Genomic DNA, 15,486 nt, shown 5'->3' with positions numbered 1-15,486 from the left:
CCCTCACTCCTTCTCCGGCAGCGGCGGGATTTCCGCGTCGTCCGGCATCGGCGGCGCGGTCCAGCCGCGCTCGCGGGCCAGGTGGGCGCCGCGCACCGTCTCGGGCGCGGCCGACGGTCCGTCCACCGTGTCCTCCAGCCGGGCGCCCGGCCGGTCGAAGAACCCGGCGAGCTGGCGCTCGGTGCGGCGGAAGTCCGTCAGCGGGGCGCCGCGCGTCGGATCCGGTTTCTCCCCGCGCTGCAAGGACTTCACCAGTTCCAGCGCAGACTCGGGGCTCTGCTTGTCGTAGTACTCGTAGTCGACCTGCAACACCGGGGCGTGGTCGCAGGCGGCGAGGCACTCGGCGTGCTCCAGCGTCAGCGACCCCTGCTCGCCCGGCGTCCCGGAGGTCTCGTCGTGCCCGACGCCCAGGTGCTCGGACACCTCCTTGTAGATGTCGTCGCCGCCCAGCGCCGCGCACAGCGTGTTCGTGCACACGCTGACCAGGTGCTCGCCGCAGGGCTTGCGCTTGTACATCGTGTAGAACGTGGCGACCGCGCTGACCTCGGCGGCCGACAGGGCGAGCTGCTCGGCGCAGAACTCGATGCCCTCGGAGCTGACGTGGCCCTGCTCGGACTGCACGAGGTGCAGCATCGGCAGCAGCGCCGAGCGCGCCTCCGGGTAGCGCTCGATGAGCTTCTTCGCGTCGGCGCGCACACCCTCGCCGAACACCGGCTCGCCGGGCGGGCTCAGCACGTGCTCGGTGGTGGTGAAGTCGAACTGCTCGGTCATCGGTCCACCCCGCCCATCACCGGGTCGATCGAGGCCACTGCCGCGATCACGTCCGCCACCAGTCCGCCCTCGGCCATCGCCGGGAACGACTGGAGGTTCACGAAGCTCGGTTCCCGCACGTGCACCCGCATCGGCCGGGTGCCGCCGTCGGAGACCAAGTGGTAGCCCAGCTCGCCGCGCGGCGACTCCACCGGCGAGTACACCTGCCCCGGCGGCACGTCGAAGCCTTCGGTGACCAGCTTGAAGTGGTGGATCAGCGATTCCATCGACTGGCCCATGATCTTGCGGACGTGCTCCAGGGAGTTGCCCATGCCGTCCGGGCCGATGCTCAGCTTCGCCGGCCAGGCGATCTTCGGGTCGTCCACCATCACCGGGCCCGGCTCGAACGCGTCCAGGCACTGCCGGATGATCTTGAGCGATTCGTGGATCTCGTCCAACCGCAGCAGGAACCGGGCGAAGCAGTCCGCGCCGGTGCTCGTCGGCACCTCGAAGTCGAAGTTCTCGTAACCGCAGTACGGCTCGATCTTGCGCAGGTCCCAGGCGACTCCCGCGGAGCGCAGGATCGGCCCGGTCACGCCCAGCTGCAGGCACCCGTCCAGCGGCAGGTAGCCGACGTCCTTGAGCCGCTGCTTCCAGATCGGCTGTCCGGAGAACAGCTTCGCGTAGTCCGGCAGCCGCTTGTCCATGACCTTGATGAACTCCAGGACCTTCTCCCGGTAGTTCTCCGGCAGGTCCTGGGCCACCCCGCCCGGCCGGATGAACGCGTGGTTCATCCGCAGGCCGGTCAGGAATTCCAGCAGGTGCAGCACTTCCTCGCGGTCGCGGAACCCGTAGGTCATGCCGGTGGAGGCGCCCAGCTCCATCGCGCCGGTCGCCAGGAACACCAGGTGCGAGGAGATCCGGTTCAGCTCCATCAGCATGATCCGGAACGTCTGGGCCCGCGTCGGCGCCTCCACGCCGAGCAGCTTCTCCACGCCGAGGCAGTAGGCGGCCTCGTTGTAGAGCGGCGCCAGGTAGTCCATCCGCGTCACGAACGTGACGCCCTGGGTCCAGGTGCGGTACTCGGTGTTCTTCTCGATCCCGGTGTGCAGGTAGCCGATGACGGACCGGGCCTGCGTGACGGTCTCGCCCTCCAGCTCCAGCACCAGCCGCAGCACGCCGTGCGTCGACGGGTGCTGCGGGCCGAGGTTGATGACGACCCGCTCCGAGTCGCCCGACTCGTCGAGGAAGTCGTCCCAGTCGCCGCCGGTGACGGTGTAGACGCGGCCTTCGGTCGTCTCCCGCGATGAGGCGGGGTGGGCCGGGTCCGTGGTGGGATCGGTCAGTGGTTCGGTGGTCATGTTCAGCACCTCTCCGCGTGCTGCCTGCCGTGACTGCTGAGTGCCCGGCACCTCATGAATAAGCTCGTCGCTGGTCCGGCGGCGGGATCTCGGCGCCCTTGTACTCCACCGGGATGCCGCCCAGCGGGTAGTCCTTGCGCTGCGGGTGCCCGTCCCAGTCGTCCGGCATCAAGATCCGGGTGAGCGCGGGGTGGCCGTCGTAGATCAGGCCGAACATGTCCCACGCCTCGCGTTCCTGGAAGTCGGCCGTCGGGTAGACGGACACGACCGACGGCAGGTGCGGATCCTCCGCGTCCACCGCCACTTCCAGCCGGATCCGGCGCCGGAACGTCATCGACGTCAAGTGGTAGACCGAGTGCAGCCGCTGCGGCACCTCCGGCCCGTAGTCCACGCCGGAGACCGAGCTGCACAGCTCGAAGCGCAGCGCCGGGTCGTCGCGCAGCGAGGAGCAGGTCTGCACCAGGTGCTCGCGGTCCACGTAGAAGGTGATCTCCCCGCGGTCCACCGTGATCTGCTGGATCGCCGAGTCGATCCCCTTGTCCCGCAACGAATCCAGCAGCGCGTCGGCCACGTCGTCGAACCATCCGCCGTAGGGCCGCTCGGCGGCCTGCGGCACGTGCGGCGGCAACCGGAGCCCGCCGTAGCCGGAGGTGTCCCCGCTGCCGCGCACGCCGAACATGCCCTGCCGGGCGCGACCGGCGACGATCGGCTCCCGCGGTTCGGCGATCGCACCCGCGCCGGCCCGAACCGGTTCCAGGCCCTCGCCCGCGCGTTCCGCGCTGGAGCCCTTCTCGCCTGGGTCCGGGGTGGTCTGCTTCGAGTCGGTCATGCCGCTCACCTGCCCGCGCCGAGTTGCCGCTGCGTCTGCTGCCGCTGCGCGTCGGTCTCGACCGCGAGCGGACCTTCCGCGCCCATCTCCTGGCTCTGCGCGAGCTGCTGCCGTTCGGCGCGCTTGCGCTGCGAACGGTTCTTCGGCGCGTAGCGCTCGGAGGAGGCGATGAGTTCGGTGCGAGCCCCGCTCTCGGCGCGCAACGCGGCGCGCTTGGCGTTGATCGGCTCGTCCATGACCTTGGCGTGCAGCTTGAGGATCGCGTCCAGCAGCATCTCCGGCCGGGGCGGACAGCCCGGCAGGTACATGTCCACCGGCACCACGTGATCCACGCCTTGCACGACGGCGTAGTTGTTGAACATCCCGCCGGTGGAGGCGCACACGCCCATCGCCAGCACCCACCGCGGCTCCGGCATCTGGTCGTAGATCTGCCGCAGCACCGGGGCCATCTTGTTGGTCACCCGACCGGCGACGATCATCAGATCGGCCTGCCGCGGGGTGGCGGAGAAGCGCTCCATGCCGAACCTGGAGATGTCGTAGCGGGAACCGCCGACCGTCATCATCTCGATCGCGCAGCACGCCAACCCGAAGGTCGCGGGCCACATCGAGGTCTTCCGGGTCCAGTTGACGAGCTTTTCCACGTTGGCCAACAGGATGCCGTTGGGCAGCTGCTCTTCGAGGCCCATCTCGGCACTCCTTCCGCTGTCGCCATTGAGAACGGTCAGTGCTCGCTCAGGTCCGCCGGACCCGGGCGCTAGTTCCAGTCGAGACCTCCGCGCCGCCACACGTAGGCGTAGGCGAACCCGACGGTGGCGATGAACAACACGACCTCGGCCACGCCGAACAGGCCGAGGGAGTCCGCGGACACCGCGAACGGGTAGAGGAAGACCATTTCGATGTCGAAGAGGATGAACAGCATCGCCGTGATGTAGTACGCGACCGGCATCCGACCGCCGCCCATCACGGGCTGCGGGGAAGGCTCGATCCCGCACTCGTAGGCATCGAGCTTCGCCTTGTTGTACCGGCGGGGGCCGACCAGTGGCGCGATGCTCACCGAGAACACCGCGAATCCCAGTGCCAGCGCGAACATCAGCACCAGCGGGATGTACGGATCGAGCACGCCCGAAGCGCTCGCGTCGCCCATGACACCGCCCTCCTTCTGCCCCCGCCGAGACGAACGTCACGTCTTCGGCGTCGATTCAGCACTCTATGCGGTTGGCCGTAACCGTTCCGCAGTGAGGCGAACCTAACTTTATGACTTCTCGCACATCGACGTGACCATCTGACCAGACTCCGACTGTCAGGCGCTAGGGGTGAGACGAGTAGTGGTGCTGATCACACGGTCCATCGTGTCCCCATCGCGGCCGTCGTACAGATTTGCCAGCAGTTTCAACACGAAACGCATCAACGTGACCCTTGGCAGCCCGTGCTTGGTGGCCATCCGCATCACCGTCGGATTGCCAATCAACTTGCTGAAGATGTTGCCGAGCCGGAAGTACCCGCCCATCGCTTCGGACACCGCGGACGGGTACCGGCGCAGCGCGTGTTCCCGCGAAGGGCCCTCCGGCCGCGCGTACGCGTGGACCACGCACTCGGCCGCCAACCGGGCGGACTCCATGGCGTAGGCGATGCCCTCGCCGTTGAACGGATTCACCATGCCGCCGGCGTCCCCGACGAGCAGCAGCCCGTCCTGGTAGTGCGGCTTGCGGTTGAAGCCCATCGGCAGCGCCGCGCCGCCGATCTTGCCGGTCGCGTTCTCCTCGCGGAATCCCCACTCCTCCGGGGTTCCGTCGAGCCAGGAGCGCAGCAGCTGGCGGTAATCGGTCTTGCCGTAGGCGCTGGACGTCGACAGGATGCCCAGGCCCACGTTCACCGTTCCGTCGCCCATGCCGAAGATCCAGCCGTAGCCGGGCAGCAGCTTCGGCTCCGACGGCGTGGACCGGTCCCACAGCTCCAGGTGCGACTCCAGGAAGTCGTCCTTGGTCCGCGGGCTGTCGTAGTAGCGGCGCACCGCCACGCCCATCGGGCGGTCCTCGCGCTTGTCGATGCCCATCGACAGCGCCAGCCGGGCCGACACCCCGTCGCAACCGAGCACCAGCGGAGCCCGGTAGGTGACGGGCTGCTTGTCCGGTCCGGTCTTCGCGGTGACGCCGTCGATTCGGCCGGTCCGCTCATTCTTGACGGCGCCGGTCACCGTCGTCTGCTGGACCATCCGGGCGCCCGCTCGTTCGGCGTTGCGGGCCAGCAGGTCGTCGAAGTCGTTGCGCGGCCGGACCACGCCGTACGGCGGGAAGTCCGCGAGCTCGGGCCAGTCCAGTTCGATCGTCACGCCGCCACCGACGACGCGGAGGCCGCGGTTGTGCAGCCAGCCGGCGTCCTCGCGGGTGTCCACTCCGAGGTCGATGAGCTGCTTGACGCCGCGCGGCGTGATGCCGTCGCCGCACACCTTCTCCCGCGGGAAGACGCTCTTCTCCAGCAGCAGCACGTCGAGGCCCGCGCGGGCCAGGTACGTCGCCGCGGTCGAGCCGGCCGGCCCGGCACCGACGACGATCACGTCGGCGTCGTCGTTCGGTCGGCGTCGGGGGGTCGCGCTGGTCATGACACTCCTTGATTGCCGTGCAGGTGCGGTGACCGCCACGGCGGAGGCACGCGGACGCACCTGGTACCCGCACCGGCGCTCGCACCGGCCCGGCTCCGCCGTGACTCGGTGAACCCGCTTGTGAACGAGTTCACTATCTCTGCCGAGTCTAGGCCGGTGGAGGCACTCGATCGACCCCGAAAGATGGGCCGCCCGGGTGACCGTCCTCGCAGGTGAGGCGTATCTCCGCCAGATCGTCGAGCCCGCGGCGGCCACCACGGGCCGCCGGGACCGTCACTCCGCCCGCGCGTGCCAGGAGGCTTCCGCGGGCAGCGGGGTGCGGTGCGCGGCGAGCAGCGCCGCGCGGAAGTCGGCCGCCGCCGCGGTCAGCGGCCGGGCCGGGTCGCGGACCACGGCGATCCGCCGGTGCACCTCCGGCTCGCGCAGCGGCCGGTGCTCCAGGCCCGCGAAGCCCACCAGCGGCAGCACCAAGCCGGGGACGACCGAGACGCCCAGGCCCGCCGCGACGAGCCCGGCCACGGCGGCGATGTTGCGCACCGCCACCACGAGCTCCGGGTGCACTCGCGCGGCGGCGGTCGCGCGGTCGGTGTGCGCGCGGATGCTGCTGGCGGCGTCGAAGGCGATGTAGGGCTCGCCGTCGAGGTCGTCCCAGCGCAGCGAGTCGCGGTCGGCGAAGCGGTGCGCCGGTGGGAACACGCAGCAGAACCGGTCGGTGGCCAGCGGGTGCGCTTCGAGGTCGTCGCCAGCGTCGTCGAGCAGCACGGTCACGGCGAGGTCGACGTCCCCGCTGCGCACCCTGCGCAGCACCTCGCCGGACAGGGCGTCCTCGATCGACATCCCGATACCGGGGTGCGCGGCGCGATGCGCGGAGATCACCGGCGGCAGCAGGATCGCCGCGAGGGAGGGCAGCGTCGCCACCCGCACCCGGCCGCTGGACCCGGTCAGGAATCCGTCGAAGTGCCGCATCCCGGCGTCGAAGGAGTCGGTGACGCGGCGGGCGATGGCGCAGAACTCGACGCCTTCCGGGGTGGTCGTCAGCCGCCGGGTGGTGCGCTCGAACAGGGTGATGCCGAGCTTGCGCTCCACGTCGAGCACGGTCCGGCTCAGCGAGGACTGCGCGAGGTGCAACCGCTCGGCGGCGGCGGTGAACCCGCCTTCCTCGTGCACCGCGAGGATCGACCGGAGCTGCTGCAACGTCAGATCCATCCGCACAGCACATGAATCTATCAACATCCGATGCTTGACCGGCATATGCCGAGCGGACACAGTACTTCCAGCTCAACGCCGGAGGTGCCGCAACGATGCTCGCCGCGACTGGTTTCCTCACCATCGGGACGTTCCTGGCCCTGGTGCTGTCCCGCCGGGTGTCGGTGCTGCTCGCGCTGACCCTGGTGCCGCTGGTGGCGGCCCTGCTCACCGGTGCCGCGCCGCGGCTGGGCGAGCTGGTCGCCGACGGGCTGAGCACCGTCACGCCGGTCGCCATCATGATCACCTTCGCGGTGCTGTACTTCAGCCTGATGTCCGACAGCGGGCTGTTCGACCCGCTGGTGGCGCGGATCCTGCGCTGGGCGAAGGGCGACCCGCTCAAGATCACCGTGGGCACCGCGGTGCTGACGCTGCTGGTCGGCCTCGACGGCGACGGGTCCTCCACCTTCCTGATCACCTGCACCGCGATGCTGCCGATCTACAAGCGGCTGGGCATGAGCCGGATCCTGCTGGCGGGCGTGATCGGGCTCGGCGCCGGCGTCATGAACATGACCCCGTGGGGCGGGCCCGCCGCCCGCACCATGGCCGTCCTCGGCGCCGGCAGCTCCGAGGTGTTCCTGCCGATCCTGCCCGCCATGCTCGGCGGGATCGTCTGGGTGCTGGTCGTGGCGGTGATCCTCGGCCGCAGGGAGCGCAGGCGCCTCGGCGTCGGGGAGGTGCTGGAGATCGAGCGGCCCGTCCTGGACCGCCCGGCCCGCATCCGGTTCCGGCTCAACCTGGTGCTCACGCTCGTGCTGGTCGCGGCGCTGCTGGCGCAGCTCGCGGAACTGGAAGTGCTGTTCGTGCTGGCGTTCCTGCTGGCGCTGCTGATCAACCGGCGGTCCTGGAGCGGGCAGCAGGAGCTGTTCACCAAGCACGGCCACAACGTCGTGCTCGTTACCACGATGATCTTCGCGGCGGGCGTGTTCACCGGCATCCTCACCGGCACCGGCATGATCCGGGCGATGGCGGAGAGCCTGGTCTCCGTGGTGCCCGACGGAGCGGGCGGCGTGCTCCCGGTGATCACGGCGGTGCTGGGGATGCCGCTGAGCCTGGTGTTCACCCCCGACGCCTACTACTTCGGCGTGGTGCCGGTGCTGGCCGAGACCACCGCGGCGCTCGGCGGCGACCCGCTGGCCGCCGGGCGGGCCGCGGTACTGGGGCAGATGACCACCGGCTTCCCGCTGAGCCCGCTGACGGCGGCCACGTTCGTGCTGCTCGGCCTGACCGAGGTCGACCTCGGGGAGCACCAGCGGTTCCTGTTCAAGTGGGCGTTCGGCACGACGCTGGTGATGACCGTCGTCGCGGTCCTGACGGGTGCGCTGTGAACGCCGCGACGACGCGGATCGGCAGCGGCGCCGGGTTCGCGGGCGACCGGATCGAGCCCGCGGTGGCGCTGGCCGAGCACGCCGGGCTCGACGACCTGGTGCTGGAATGCCTGGCGGAACGCACCATCGCGCTCGGCCAGCGGCGCAGGCTCGCCGACCCGGACCTGGGCTACGACCCGCGGCTGCGCGCCCGGTTCGAGCGGCTGCTGCCGGTGGCGGCGCGCCGGGGCGTGCGGGTGCTGACGAACATGGGCGCGGCGAACCCGCTCGCGGCCGGGGAGGTCACCCGCGCGCTGTTGCGCGAGCACCGGCTGCCCGGCCGGGTGGCGGTGGTCACCGGGGACGACGTGCTGGCCGAGCTGGACCTCGCGGCGCCCGCGTGGGAGGACGGCATCGCGCTGGGCGAGCACGGCGAGGTGGTGTCCGCCAACGCCTACCTGGGCGCCGACGCGCTGCTGCCCGCGCTGGCGACCGGCGCTTCGGTCGTGCTCACCGGCAGGGTCGCCGACCCGTCGCTGTTCCTGGCCCCGCTCGCGCACCGCCTCGGCTGGGACCTCGCCGACCCTGATCGGGCCGCGGCGGGCACGCTCGTCGGGCACCTGCTGGAGTGCGCCGGGCAGGTCACCGGCGGCTACTTCGCCGATCCTGGCGTCAAGGACGTGCCCGGACTCGCCGACCTGGGGTTCCCGTTCGCCGACGTCGCGGGCGACGGCGCGGCGGTGCTCGGCAAGCTCGACGGCACCGGCGGCGTGGTGAACCGCGCGACCGTGCGGGAACAGCTGCTCTACGAGGTCACCGACCCCACCGGCTACCGCACTCCGGACGTGGTGCTGGACTTCCGCGCGGTCACCGCCACCGAGACCGGGCCCGACCGGGTGCGGGTCGCGGGCGCCCGCGGCCGGATCCGGCCGGACGAGCTCAAGGTGAGCGTCGGCTACCGCGCCGGGCACCGGGCGGAAGCCGAGATCGGCTACGCCGGACCGAACGCGGCCCGCCGCGCCCGGCTCGCCGCCGACGTCGTCACCGAACGGCTCGGTGGCACCGGGCTGCGGGTGCGCGCGGAAGTGCTGGGCCAGCTCGGCGATTCCCCCTCCGCCGAGGCGGAGTGCAGGCTGCGGGTGGCCGCGCTCGCTCCGGACGCCGCCCGAGCCGACCTGGTGTGCCACGAGGTCGAATCGCTGTACACGAACGGCCCCGCCGGAGGCGGCGGGGTGCGCACCTCGGTGCAGGACGTGATCGGGATCGTGTCCACCTCGATCCCCCGGGAGCCGGTGCGCCCGCGGGTGACGCTGCTGGAGGCCGATGATGCTGCTGCATGAGATCGCGCACTGCCGCGCCGGGGACAAGGGCGACATCTCGACGCTGTCGCTGTTCGCGCACGACGACGCCGACTACGAGCTGCTGCGCCGCGAAGTCACCGCGGACCGGGTCCGGGCCCACCTGGCGGGGCGGGTGCGCGGCGAGGTCCTGCGCTACGAGCTGCCGCTGCTGTGCGCGCTGCAGTTCGTCTGCCACCAGGCCTTGGACGGCGGCGTGACGACCTCGCTCGCGCTGGACACCCACGGCAAGACCCTCGGCCACCGGCTGCTCGCCCTCGTGCTGTGAGGGCTTCCACGGCTCGTCCGCCTTGGGTGTCCGGGGGAGCGGAACCCTCAGCGTGGGCGGCTTTGCGCCGTGGGCTGAAGCGCTCCGCGCTGTGCAGGCACGGCTTAGCCGCGGGCCAGGCGTCGCTCCGCTTGCCCTTCTCGGACCGCGCCGCTCGGCTGGACGGCCTTCGGTCGCCGGGCCAGGCGTCGCTTCGCCCGCCCTCTCGGGCTTTGCCGCTGGCAGGACGCTGATCACGAGTTCCGGGCCGCCCGGAACGGTGAGAGCAACTCCGCGGTTCCCGGCTCGGAGGTTCGCCCGCTCAGCGGATTCGCCGCTGCTGGCGCGGGGCCGGTCAGCGGGCGGGGATCACTCGGGCTTGAACGCCCGGTGCACCGCGACGGCGCCGCCCATCAGGTCGCGCCAGGCGACCTTCGACCAGCCCGCCTCGGCGATCTTCGCCGACAGCGCCCGCTGGTCCGGCCAGGCCCGGATGGACTCGGCCAGGTAGACGTACGCGTCGGGGTTGGAGGACACGGCGCGCGCGATGGACGGCAGCGCCCGCATCACGTAGTTCATGTAGACCGTGCGGAACGGTTCCCAGGTCGGCGTGGAGAACTCGCACACCACGAGCCGGCCGCCGGGGCGCACGACGCGCGCCATCTCCCGCAGTCCCGCGACGGTGTCCACCACGTTGCGCAGGCCGAACGAGATCGTCGCCGCGTCGAACGAGGCGTCCGCGAACGGCAGGTGCAGCGCGTCGGCGGCCACCATCGGCAGCCCGCGATCACGCCCCACCGACAACATGCCGAGCGAGAAGTCGGCGGCCACGCACCACGCGCCCGAGCGCGCGAGCTCGGCGGTCGACACGCCGCTTCCCGCGGCGAGGTCCAAGACCCGCTCGGCCGGCTTCGGGTCGAGCGCCTGCCGGGTGATCTGCCGCCACCGCCGGTCCTGGCCGAACGACATCACCGTGTTCGTCAGGTCGTAGCGCTTCGCGACGCCGTCGAACATCGCGGCGACCGCTTGCGGATCCTTGTCCAAACCGGCACGAGACACCCGTGCAGCCTACGTGCAGCGCACGCTCACGCGGCCAACCGGTCGGCCCGGGGCCGCCCGATGACCTCCCCGTAGTGGCCGATCAGCTGCTCGCACACCGCGGGCCAGGTGCGCTGCGCGACGGACTCCCGCGCGGCGGCGCCGAAGCGGGCCCGCAACGCCGGATCACGCAACGCGCCGATGGCCGCGCGCAGCCGCTCGGCGTGCGCGTCCTCGTCGTGCGGCGGCAGCAGGTAGCCGGTTCGCCCCGGCAGCACGAGGTCCCGAGGGCCGCCCGCGTCCGGCGCGATCGCGGGGATCCCGGCGGCCATCGCCTCCTGCACGGATTGGCAGAACGTCTCGTACGGGCCGGTGTGCACGAACACGTCGAGGCTCGCGTAGATCCGCGCCAGCTCATCGCCGGTGCGCAGGCCCAGGAAGGCGGCGCCGGGCAGCTCCGCGGCGAGCGCCTCCCGCTGCGGCCCGTCGCCGACGATCACGACCCGCACCCCCGGCACCTCGTTGAGCGCGGCGAGCCGCTCGATGTGCTTCTCCGGGGCGAGCCTGCCGACGTAGCCGACCAGCAGCTCCCCGCCGGGAGCGAGTTCCGCGCGCAACGACTCGTCGCGCTTCGCCGGGTGGAACCGGGTGGTGTCCACGCCACGACCCCACCGGTGCACCCGAGGCACGCCGTGCTGCCGCAACGCCTCCGCGGCCCAGGTCGACGGCGCGAGCGTGCGGTCGGCGCCGCAGTGCAGCCGCCGCGTCCAGCGCCACGCGGCGCGCGCCGTCAGCCCCAGCCCGTACGACTCGGCGAACCCGGCGACATCGGTCTGGTAGACGGCGACGGTCGGCACGCCCAGCTTCCGCGCCGCCGCGAGCCCCCGAGCACCCACCACGAACGGCGAAGCCAGGTGCACCACGTCCGGCCCGAAGTCCTGCAACCCCTGCAGCAACCGCCGGGTCGGGAACCCGATCGGCAACGACGACACCACAGGGATGTCCACCGCGGGCAACCGGATCACCGGAATGCCTTCGTACTCCTCCGGCCCGGCCCCCGGAGCGATCACCAGAGCCTCATCACCCCGGCGACGCACATGCTCAACCACTCGCAGCACGGAGTTGGTGACCCCGTTGACCTGCGGAAGGAAACTTTCCGACACGATGGCGATCCGCACGATGACACGGTCCCGCCCCACCTCGGCGCCCAGACGTCCCCCACGTGACACCCCTCAGAACACGAACGCAATTACCGGCCAACTGCCCTGCCCGGCCCGGCTCGCGGTGCGGGGATCCGAGGGCAAAGGTCGGCAGGTCCTCTTTCCGCGTCCACCTCGGTGTGGCTTCGCATACACCGGGGGTCACGACACTGGAGCGGCATGACGGTCTTGCCTTCGCAGCCTTCTCACGGCATCGAGCCCGGGCTGATCTCCCGTGCGCTGGAAGTGGCGGGGCGGCTCGCGAACGACGCCGCCGACGTGATCACCGCTACGGCGGGCCGGGGGGCGAGGCCCGCGGCGTCGGAGTCTCCGTTCGACTGGGTCACGGACACGGGGCGCACGCTGGAGCGGCACACGCGGCGCGTGCTGGGTGACGAGTTCCCCGGCGTGCCGGTGTTCGGCGAGGAGTTCGACTCGGGCCCGGAGTGGTCCACGTCGGTCGCCGACCAGCTCACGGCCCGGTCGGGTTCGGCCCGGTACCGCTGGTCGGTGGACCCGGTGGACGGGACCGCGAACTACGTGGCCGGGATGCCGTGGTGCGCCTACAGCCTCGCGATGCTGGACGAGCACGGCCCGGTGGTGGGCGTGGTGGCCGACCCGTACCGGTCGCAGATCTACGCGGCGGCGCGCGGCCGGGGCATGCGGGCCAACGGCACCCCGGTGCGGCTCGCCGATCAGCAGGAGACGCGCGCGGGCATCGTGTGCACGGAGCTCACCCGCGGCGGGACGTGGCCGGGGATGGACCGGTTCATCAGCAACGCGACGAAGGCCCAGGTGGGCGTGCGCCTGCTGGGCTCTCCGGCGTTGGCGATCGCGCAGGTCGCGCTGGGGCATGCGACGGCGGCGGTGCTGGACTCCTACGAGGAGTGGGACGTGGCGGGCGCGCTGGCGCTGGCCGTCGAATCGGGTGCCGCGGTGCTCGACCGGCGCGGGGAACCGGCGACGCTGCCGAGGGGCGGCCTGCTGGTGGCGGGTCCGGCCGTCGCCGGTGACGTGCTGGAGTGGTGGCAGCAGGCCTCGCTCTGAGCCCCGGTCTCGTTCGCGCGGAGGTCAGGGAGCGGACATCGCAGGTGTGGAGGACGGCAGGTCGAACGGAGCGCCTCCGGTCGCGCGCTCACCGGGGCCGAACACCGCCGACATGGGCCGCAGCAGCGGGAACTGGTCGCGCAGCACGGCGACCTCGTGGCGCATCCGGTGCAGGTCAGGCGCGGCGACGAGGTCGACGACGATGTCCAGCACGTGATCGGTGATCATGCCGAAGCGCGCGGCGACGTCGCAGAGCTGGCCGCGCAGCCTCCGGAGCACTTCGTCGCCGCGGTCCGCGTCCGGCAGGCCCCGCGGGCGGGCACCGGCGCCGAGGCCCCGTCCCACTTCCACGAGGGCCTGCACGTTGGGGAGCTCGGCGTCCATCCGGCGGACCACCATCAGCAGGGCTTCGCGCGCTCGCGCCGACGACACCGATTCGACGGCGCACCTGGCCCGCGCCACCGCCTGCTCGCACCGGTGCAGGTCGCGGAGCAAGGTGTCGGCCCGGTCCGGTTCGCCGAGGCCGTGATCCCCGAGGGGCTCCGCGGTCGGTCGGGGCGGCACGACCGGTTCAGGGGGCACCGACCGCTTCCGCAGCAGTCGGCAGGCCAGCAGCGTGCCCGCCGCGCCCATGCCACCCGCGAACGTTCCCACTAGCACTGCCAACCAGAAACCGTCCATCTCCAGTTGCGCCTTCCGTTCGGTTTCCGCGTACCACCTTCGCCCCCAAGACGGTCCTGCGGCGGACCCACCGGGTTTTTCCCGGCATCGCACCCACTTTGCCCGCACCGCCGCGGCGGATCGTGCGGGAAAGTACTCATTCGCGGAAACGGAATCATCACGGTTCGAGCGGATCGGCCCGCACCAGGTGCTGCATGTCGGCGAGCACGAACGGCATCGACTCGGTGTGCACGCCGTAGCGCCCGCCGGCGCCCGTCCAGCGCACTTCGGCGAGGTCGGGCAGGTCGAGCCGGGCCACCGACAGCGTTTCGTCCAGCACCGCGGCCACGTCGGCGCGCACCACGTCCGGGGCCACCGCGCAGTTCGCCGCGGCCAGCCTGAGCTCCACCGGGTGCACCGCGAACAGCTCACCGGTCAGCGGCCACAGCCGGTGCAGCGCGTCGAGCATCCGGGTGCGCGCCTCGGGCCCGCCGTCGCCGAGCCTGATCACCCACTGCGCGGCGTGCTCGCGGTGGCGCAGCAGCACCCGCCAGGTCCGCATGGCGATGGCCGAGAGCACCGGGTCGCGGGTGCCGGCGAGCCGCTCGAACACGGCGTGGCGCCACGAGGCGAACAGCAGCAACCGGGCGACGGTCATGGCGAAGTCGCCGCCGGGGCCCGGACCGCAGTCGATCTCGGCGAGCCGGACGTTGCGGAACCGGCTGCTGTCGCGGTGGTAGGCGAGCAGGTCGGCGTCCCGGCCCGCGCCTTCGAGTTCGGCGGCGCGGGCCAGCAGCGGCCGGGCCTGGTCGAGCAGGTCGACGGTGATCGCCGCCAGTGCGGCGCCCTCTTCCAAGTCGGGGCCGCGCACGCCCCACGCGGACAGGCGGTGCGCCAGCAGCAGCGCGTCGTCGCCCAGCATCAGGCAGTACCGCGCGAGGTCCGCCGGGGCCGCCCCGTCCGGCACGGCCCGGCTCTCCGCCGGGGCGGCCGGGACGCCCAGGACCCACTCGGGCCGCCTCGTCTCCGGCGTGGGCGTGTCCTGCCCGCCGGGGTCGGCCGCCGCCGCACCGTCCGATGCCGGCCACCTGTCCGGGTTTCCGGCGGAGGCGCCCCGGCCGGACCGGTCACCCGTTCCGAAGTTCATCGTGTCCATGACGCGCTCACCCACCTCGCGGGGGCCGCACCCGGTGGTGCGGGCTGGACCGCTGGTCGCGAGACCACTTGACACTCGCTGGTGCGGCCGTCGGCCCCACCGGTTCACCCGCTACCGCGGGGTCACCTGGGCACACTGTGGCCGCCGTGCCGGGCGGCGCGGAAGGGACGGAATTCCCGGTTGTTCAGCGTTCGCCGGGTGCGGGGCGGCGCAGCAGCCAGTGCGCTCCGCCGACGACGACCCAGAGCCCGGCGAGCCACCCGGCCACCGGCAGCAGGGACAGCACCATGCCGCGGCCCGCGACGCGGACCAGGTCGGGGTTGCGCGTGTCGTACTCGACGCGCACGAACTGGCCTTGTTGCAGGCCACCGGGGTAGAGCACGCCGTCCTGCGGGATGTACACCCGGCCTTCGGGGGTGCTGAACCGGATGACGGTGCGGGTCAGCGAGGTGTCCAGCACTTCGGCCACCCCGTCGCCGCGGGACTCCGCGATGGTGCGGTCGTCGATGGCGCAGGCCGCGACCACCGACAGGCCGAGCACGGTCAGCAGCACGCCCAGGACCAGGACACCGCGGGCGCAGGCTCGGCGGACGCGCCGCGCGGGCCACCGGGGCCCGCCGTCGTCCGTTTCGGTCGCCTCCGGGGGCACCTCGTCGCTCGCCACGATCGCCGATTGTAGGAGCCGGGTCA

16 protein-coding genes are annotated in these 15,486 nt (G+C 72.0%); 4 read left to right on the top strand and 12 right to left on the bottom strand.

Features of this window, described 5'->3' with window-relative positions; genetic code table 11:
• Positions 1–3: 3 nt before the first annotated feature.
• From nuoE to OOZ19_RS01520, 7 genes are all read right to left on the bottom strand, one after another.
• Positions 4–771, bottom strand: coding sequence for an NADH-quinone oxidoreductase subunit NuoE (gene nuoE, locus OOZ19_RS01550; protein WP_266087370.1), 768 nt, complete (start codon positions 769–771; stop codon positions 4–6).
• The gene (locus OOZ19_RS01545) at positions 768–2,111 is read right to left on the bottom strand and encodes an NADH-quinone oxidoreductase subunit D (RefSeq protein WP_266087367.1); all 1,344 of its coding nucleotides are present in this window, start codon (positions 2,109–2,111) and stop codon (positions 768–770) included. Before OOZ19_RS01545 ends, nuoE begins: the two co-directional genes overlap by 4 nt.
• A gap of 52 nt (positions 2,112–2,163) precedes the next feature.
• Positions 2,164–2,940: an NADH-quinone oxidoreductase subunit C gene (locus tag OOZ19_RS01540; RefSeq protein WP_266087365.1), complete on the bottom strand. Its 777-nt coding sequence runs from the start codon at positions 2,938–2,940 to the stop codon at positions 2,164–2,166.
• 5 nt (positions 2,941–2,945) lie between these two features.
• Entirely contained in the window at positions 2,946–3,626 is a 681-nt protein-coding gene (locus tag OOZ19_RS01535; RefSeq protein WP_184476096.1) for a NuoB/complex I 20 kDa subunit family protein, read from the bottom strand.
• A gap of 68 nt (positions 3,627–3,694) precedes the next feature.
• A complete protein-coding gene (locus tag OOZ19_RS01530; RefSeq protein ID WP_184476093.1) occupies positions 3,695–4,084 on the bottom strand; it encodes an NADH-quinone oxidoreductase subunit A in 390 nt (129 codons plus the stop codon).
• 156 nt (positions 4,085–4,240) lie between these two features.
• Positions 4,241–5,539 carry a geranylgeranyl reductase family protein gene (locus tag OOZ19_RS01525; protein WP_266087361.1) on the bottom strand — a complete coding sequence of 433 codons (1,299 nt, stop codon included), beginning with the start codon at positions 5,537–5,539 and terminating at the stop codon, positions 4,241–4,243.
• A 273-nt stretch (positions 5,540–5,812) separates the two neighbouring features.
• Positions 5,813–6,745, bottom strand: a complete 933-nt coding sequence (locus OOZ19_RS01520; RefSeq protein WP_266087359.1) for a LysR family transcriptional regulator — start codon at positions 6,743–6,745, stop codon at positions 5,813–5,815.
• A gap of 95 nt (positions 6,746–6,840) precedes the next feature.
• Here OOZ19_RS01520 and OOZ19_RS01515 point away from each other — a divergent pair, with 95 nt between their 5' ends.
• From OOZ19_RS01515 to OOZ19_RS01505, 3 genes are read left to right on the top strand one after another with little or no spacing between them, the layout of a single operon-like run.
• Positions 6,841–8,112 (top strand): CitMHS family transporter, encoded by a 1,272-nt coding sequence (locus tag OOZ19_RS01515; RefSeq protein ID WP_266087357.1) that lies wholly within the window; start codon positions 6,841–6,843, stop codon positions 8,110–8,112.
• Positions 8,109–9,431 (top strand): acyclic terpene utilization AtuA family protein, encoded by a 1,323-nt coding sequence (locus OOZ19_RS01510; RefSeq protein WP_266087355.1) that lies wholly within the window; start codon positions 8,109–8,111, stop codon positions 9,429–9,431. Before OOZ19_RS01515 ends, OOZ19_RS01510 begins: the two co-directional genes overlap by 4 nt.
• Positions 9,415–9,717: an AtuA-related protein gene (locus tag OOZ19_RS01505; protein ID WP_266087353.1), complete on the top strand. Its 303-nt coding sequence runs from the start codon at positions 9,415–9,417 to the stop codon at positions 9,715–9,717. Before OOZ19_RS01510 ends, OOZ19_RS01505 begins: the two co-directional genes overlap by 17 nt.
• A 348-nt stretch (positions 9,718–10,065) precedes the next feature.
• Here the strand turns inward: OOZ19_RS01505 and OOZ19_RS01500 are convergent, their stop codons facing one another.
• Together OOZ19_RS01500 and OOZ19_RS01495 are read right to left on the bottom strand one after the other, a co-directional pair.
• Entirely contained in the window at positions 10,066–10,755 is a 690-nt protein-coding gene (locus OOZ19_RS01500) for a demethylmenaquinone methyltransferase (protein ID WP_266087351.1), read from the bottom strand.
• A 26-nt stretch (positions 10,756–10,781) separates the two neighbouring features.
• On the bottom strand, positions 10,782–11,897 hold the full coding sequence (locus OOZ19_RS01495; RefSeq protein WP_323055077.1) for a glycosyltransferase family 4 protein: 1,116 nt from the start codon (positions 11,895–11,897) through the stop codon (positions 10,782–10,784).
• 216 nt (positions 11,898–12,113) lie between these two features.
• Here OOZ19_RS01495 and OOZ19_RS01490 point away from each other — a divergent pair, with 216 nt between their 5' ends.
• Positions 12,114–12,980, top strand: coding sequence for an inositol monophosphatase family protein (locus OOZ19_RS01490; RefSeq protein WP_266087347.1), 867 nt, complete (start codon positions 12,114–12,116; stop codon positions 12,978–12,980).
• A 24-nt stretch (positions 12,981–13,004) separates the two neighbouring features.
• Here the strand turns inward: OOZ19_RS01490 and OOZ19_RS01485 are convergent, their stop codons facing one another.
• The 3 genes from OOZ19_RS01485 to OOZ19_RS01475 all read right to left on the bottom strand — a co-directional run bounded on the left by OOZ19_RS01485 (position 13,005) and on the right by OOZ19_RS01475 (position 15,460).
• Positions 13,005–13,640, bottom strand: coding sequence for a hypothetical protein (locus tag OOZ19_RS01485; RefSeq protein WP_266087754.1), 636 nt, complete (start codon positions 13,638–13,640; stop codon positions 13,005–13,007).
• Positions 13,641–13,818: 178 nt separating this feature from the next.
• Entirely contained in the window at positions 13,819–14,796 is a 978-nt protein-coding gene (paaC, locus tag OOZ19_RS01480) for a 1,2-phenylacetyl-CoA epoxidase subunit PaaC (protein ID WP_266087345.1), read from the bottom strand.
• Positions 14,797–14,980: 184 nt separating this feature from the next.
• A complete protein-coding gene (locus OOZ19_RS01475) occupies positions 14,981–15,460 on the bottom strand; it encodes a DUF3592 domain-containing protein (RefSeq protein WP_266087344.1) in 480 nt (159 codons plus the stop codon).
• Between the last annotated feature and the right edge of the window lie 26 nt (positions 15,461–15,486).

Source organism: Saccharopolyspora sp. NFXS83 (assembly GCF_026241095.1).
In the GTDB taxonomy this organism is placed as follows: Bacteria; Actinomycetota; Actinomycetes; order Mycobacteriales; family Pseudonocardiaceae; genus Saccharopolyspora_C.
The sequence above is the reverse complement of the archived record's forward strand: the minus strand, read 5'-3'. Positions and strand labels throughout refer to the sequence as shown.

What these genes read in the sequence shown, in the direction of transcription:
- paaC (WP_266087345.1), bottom strand. Translation starts at nt 14,796, where the DNA reads ATGGACACGATGAACTTCGGAACGGGTGACCGGTCCGGCCGGGGCGCC.
- OOZ19_RS01520 (WP_266087359.1), bottom strand. Translation starts at nt 6,745, where the DNA reads ATGGATCTGACGTTGCAGCAGCTCCGGTCGATCCTCGCGGTGCACGAG.
- OOZ19_RS01515 (WP_266087357.1), top strand. Translation starts at nt 6,841, where the DNA reads ATGCTCGCCGCGACTGGTTTCCTCACCATCGGGACGTTCCTGGCCCTG.
- OOZ19_RS01530 (WP_184476093.1), bottom strand. Translation starts at nt 4,084, where the DNA reads ATGGGCGACGCGAGCGCTTCGGGCGTGCTCGATCCGTACATCCCGCTG.
- OOZ19_RS01505 (WP_266087353.1), top strand. Translation starts at nt 9,415, where the DNA reads ATGATGCTGCTGCATGAGATCGCGCACTGCCGCGCCGGGGACAAGGGC.
- OOZ19_RS01535 (WP_184476096.1), bottom strand. Translation starts at nt 3,626, where the DNA reads ATGGGCCTCGAAGAGCAGCTGCCCAACGGCATCCTGTTGGCCAACGTG.
- OOZ19_RS01545 (WP_266087367.1), bottom strand. Translation starts at nt 2,111, where the DNA reads ATGACCACCGAACCACTGACCGATCCCACCACGGACCCGGCCCACCCC.
- OOZ19_RS01540 (WP_266087365.1), bottom strand. Translation starts at nt 2,940, where the DNA reads ATGACCGACTCGAAGCAGACCACCCCGGACCCAGGCGAGAAGGGCTCC.
- OOZ19_RS01490 (WP_266087347.1), top strand. Translation starts at nt 12,114, where the DNA reads ATGACGGTCTTGCCTTCGCAGCCTTCTCACGGCATCGAGCCCGGGCTG.
- nuoE (WP_266087370.1), bottom strand. Translation starts at nt 771, where the DNA reads ATGACCGAGCAGTTCGACTTCACCACCACCGAGCACGTGCTGAGCCCG.
- OOZ19_RS01525 (WP_266087361.1), bottom strand. Translation starts at nt 5,539, where the DNA reads ATGACCAGCGCGACCCCCCGACGCCGACCGAACGACGACGCCGACGTG.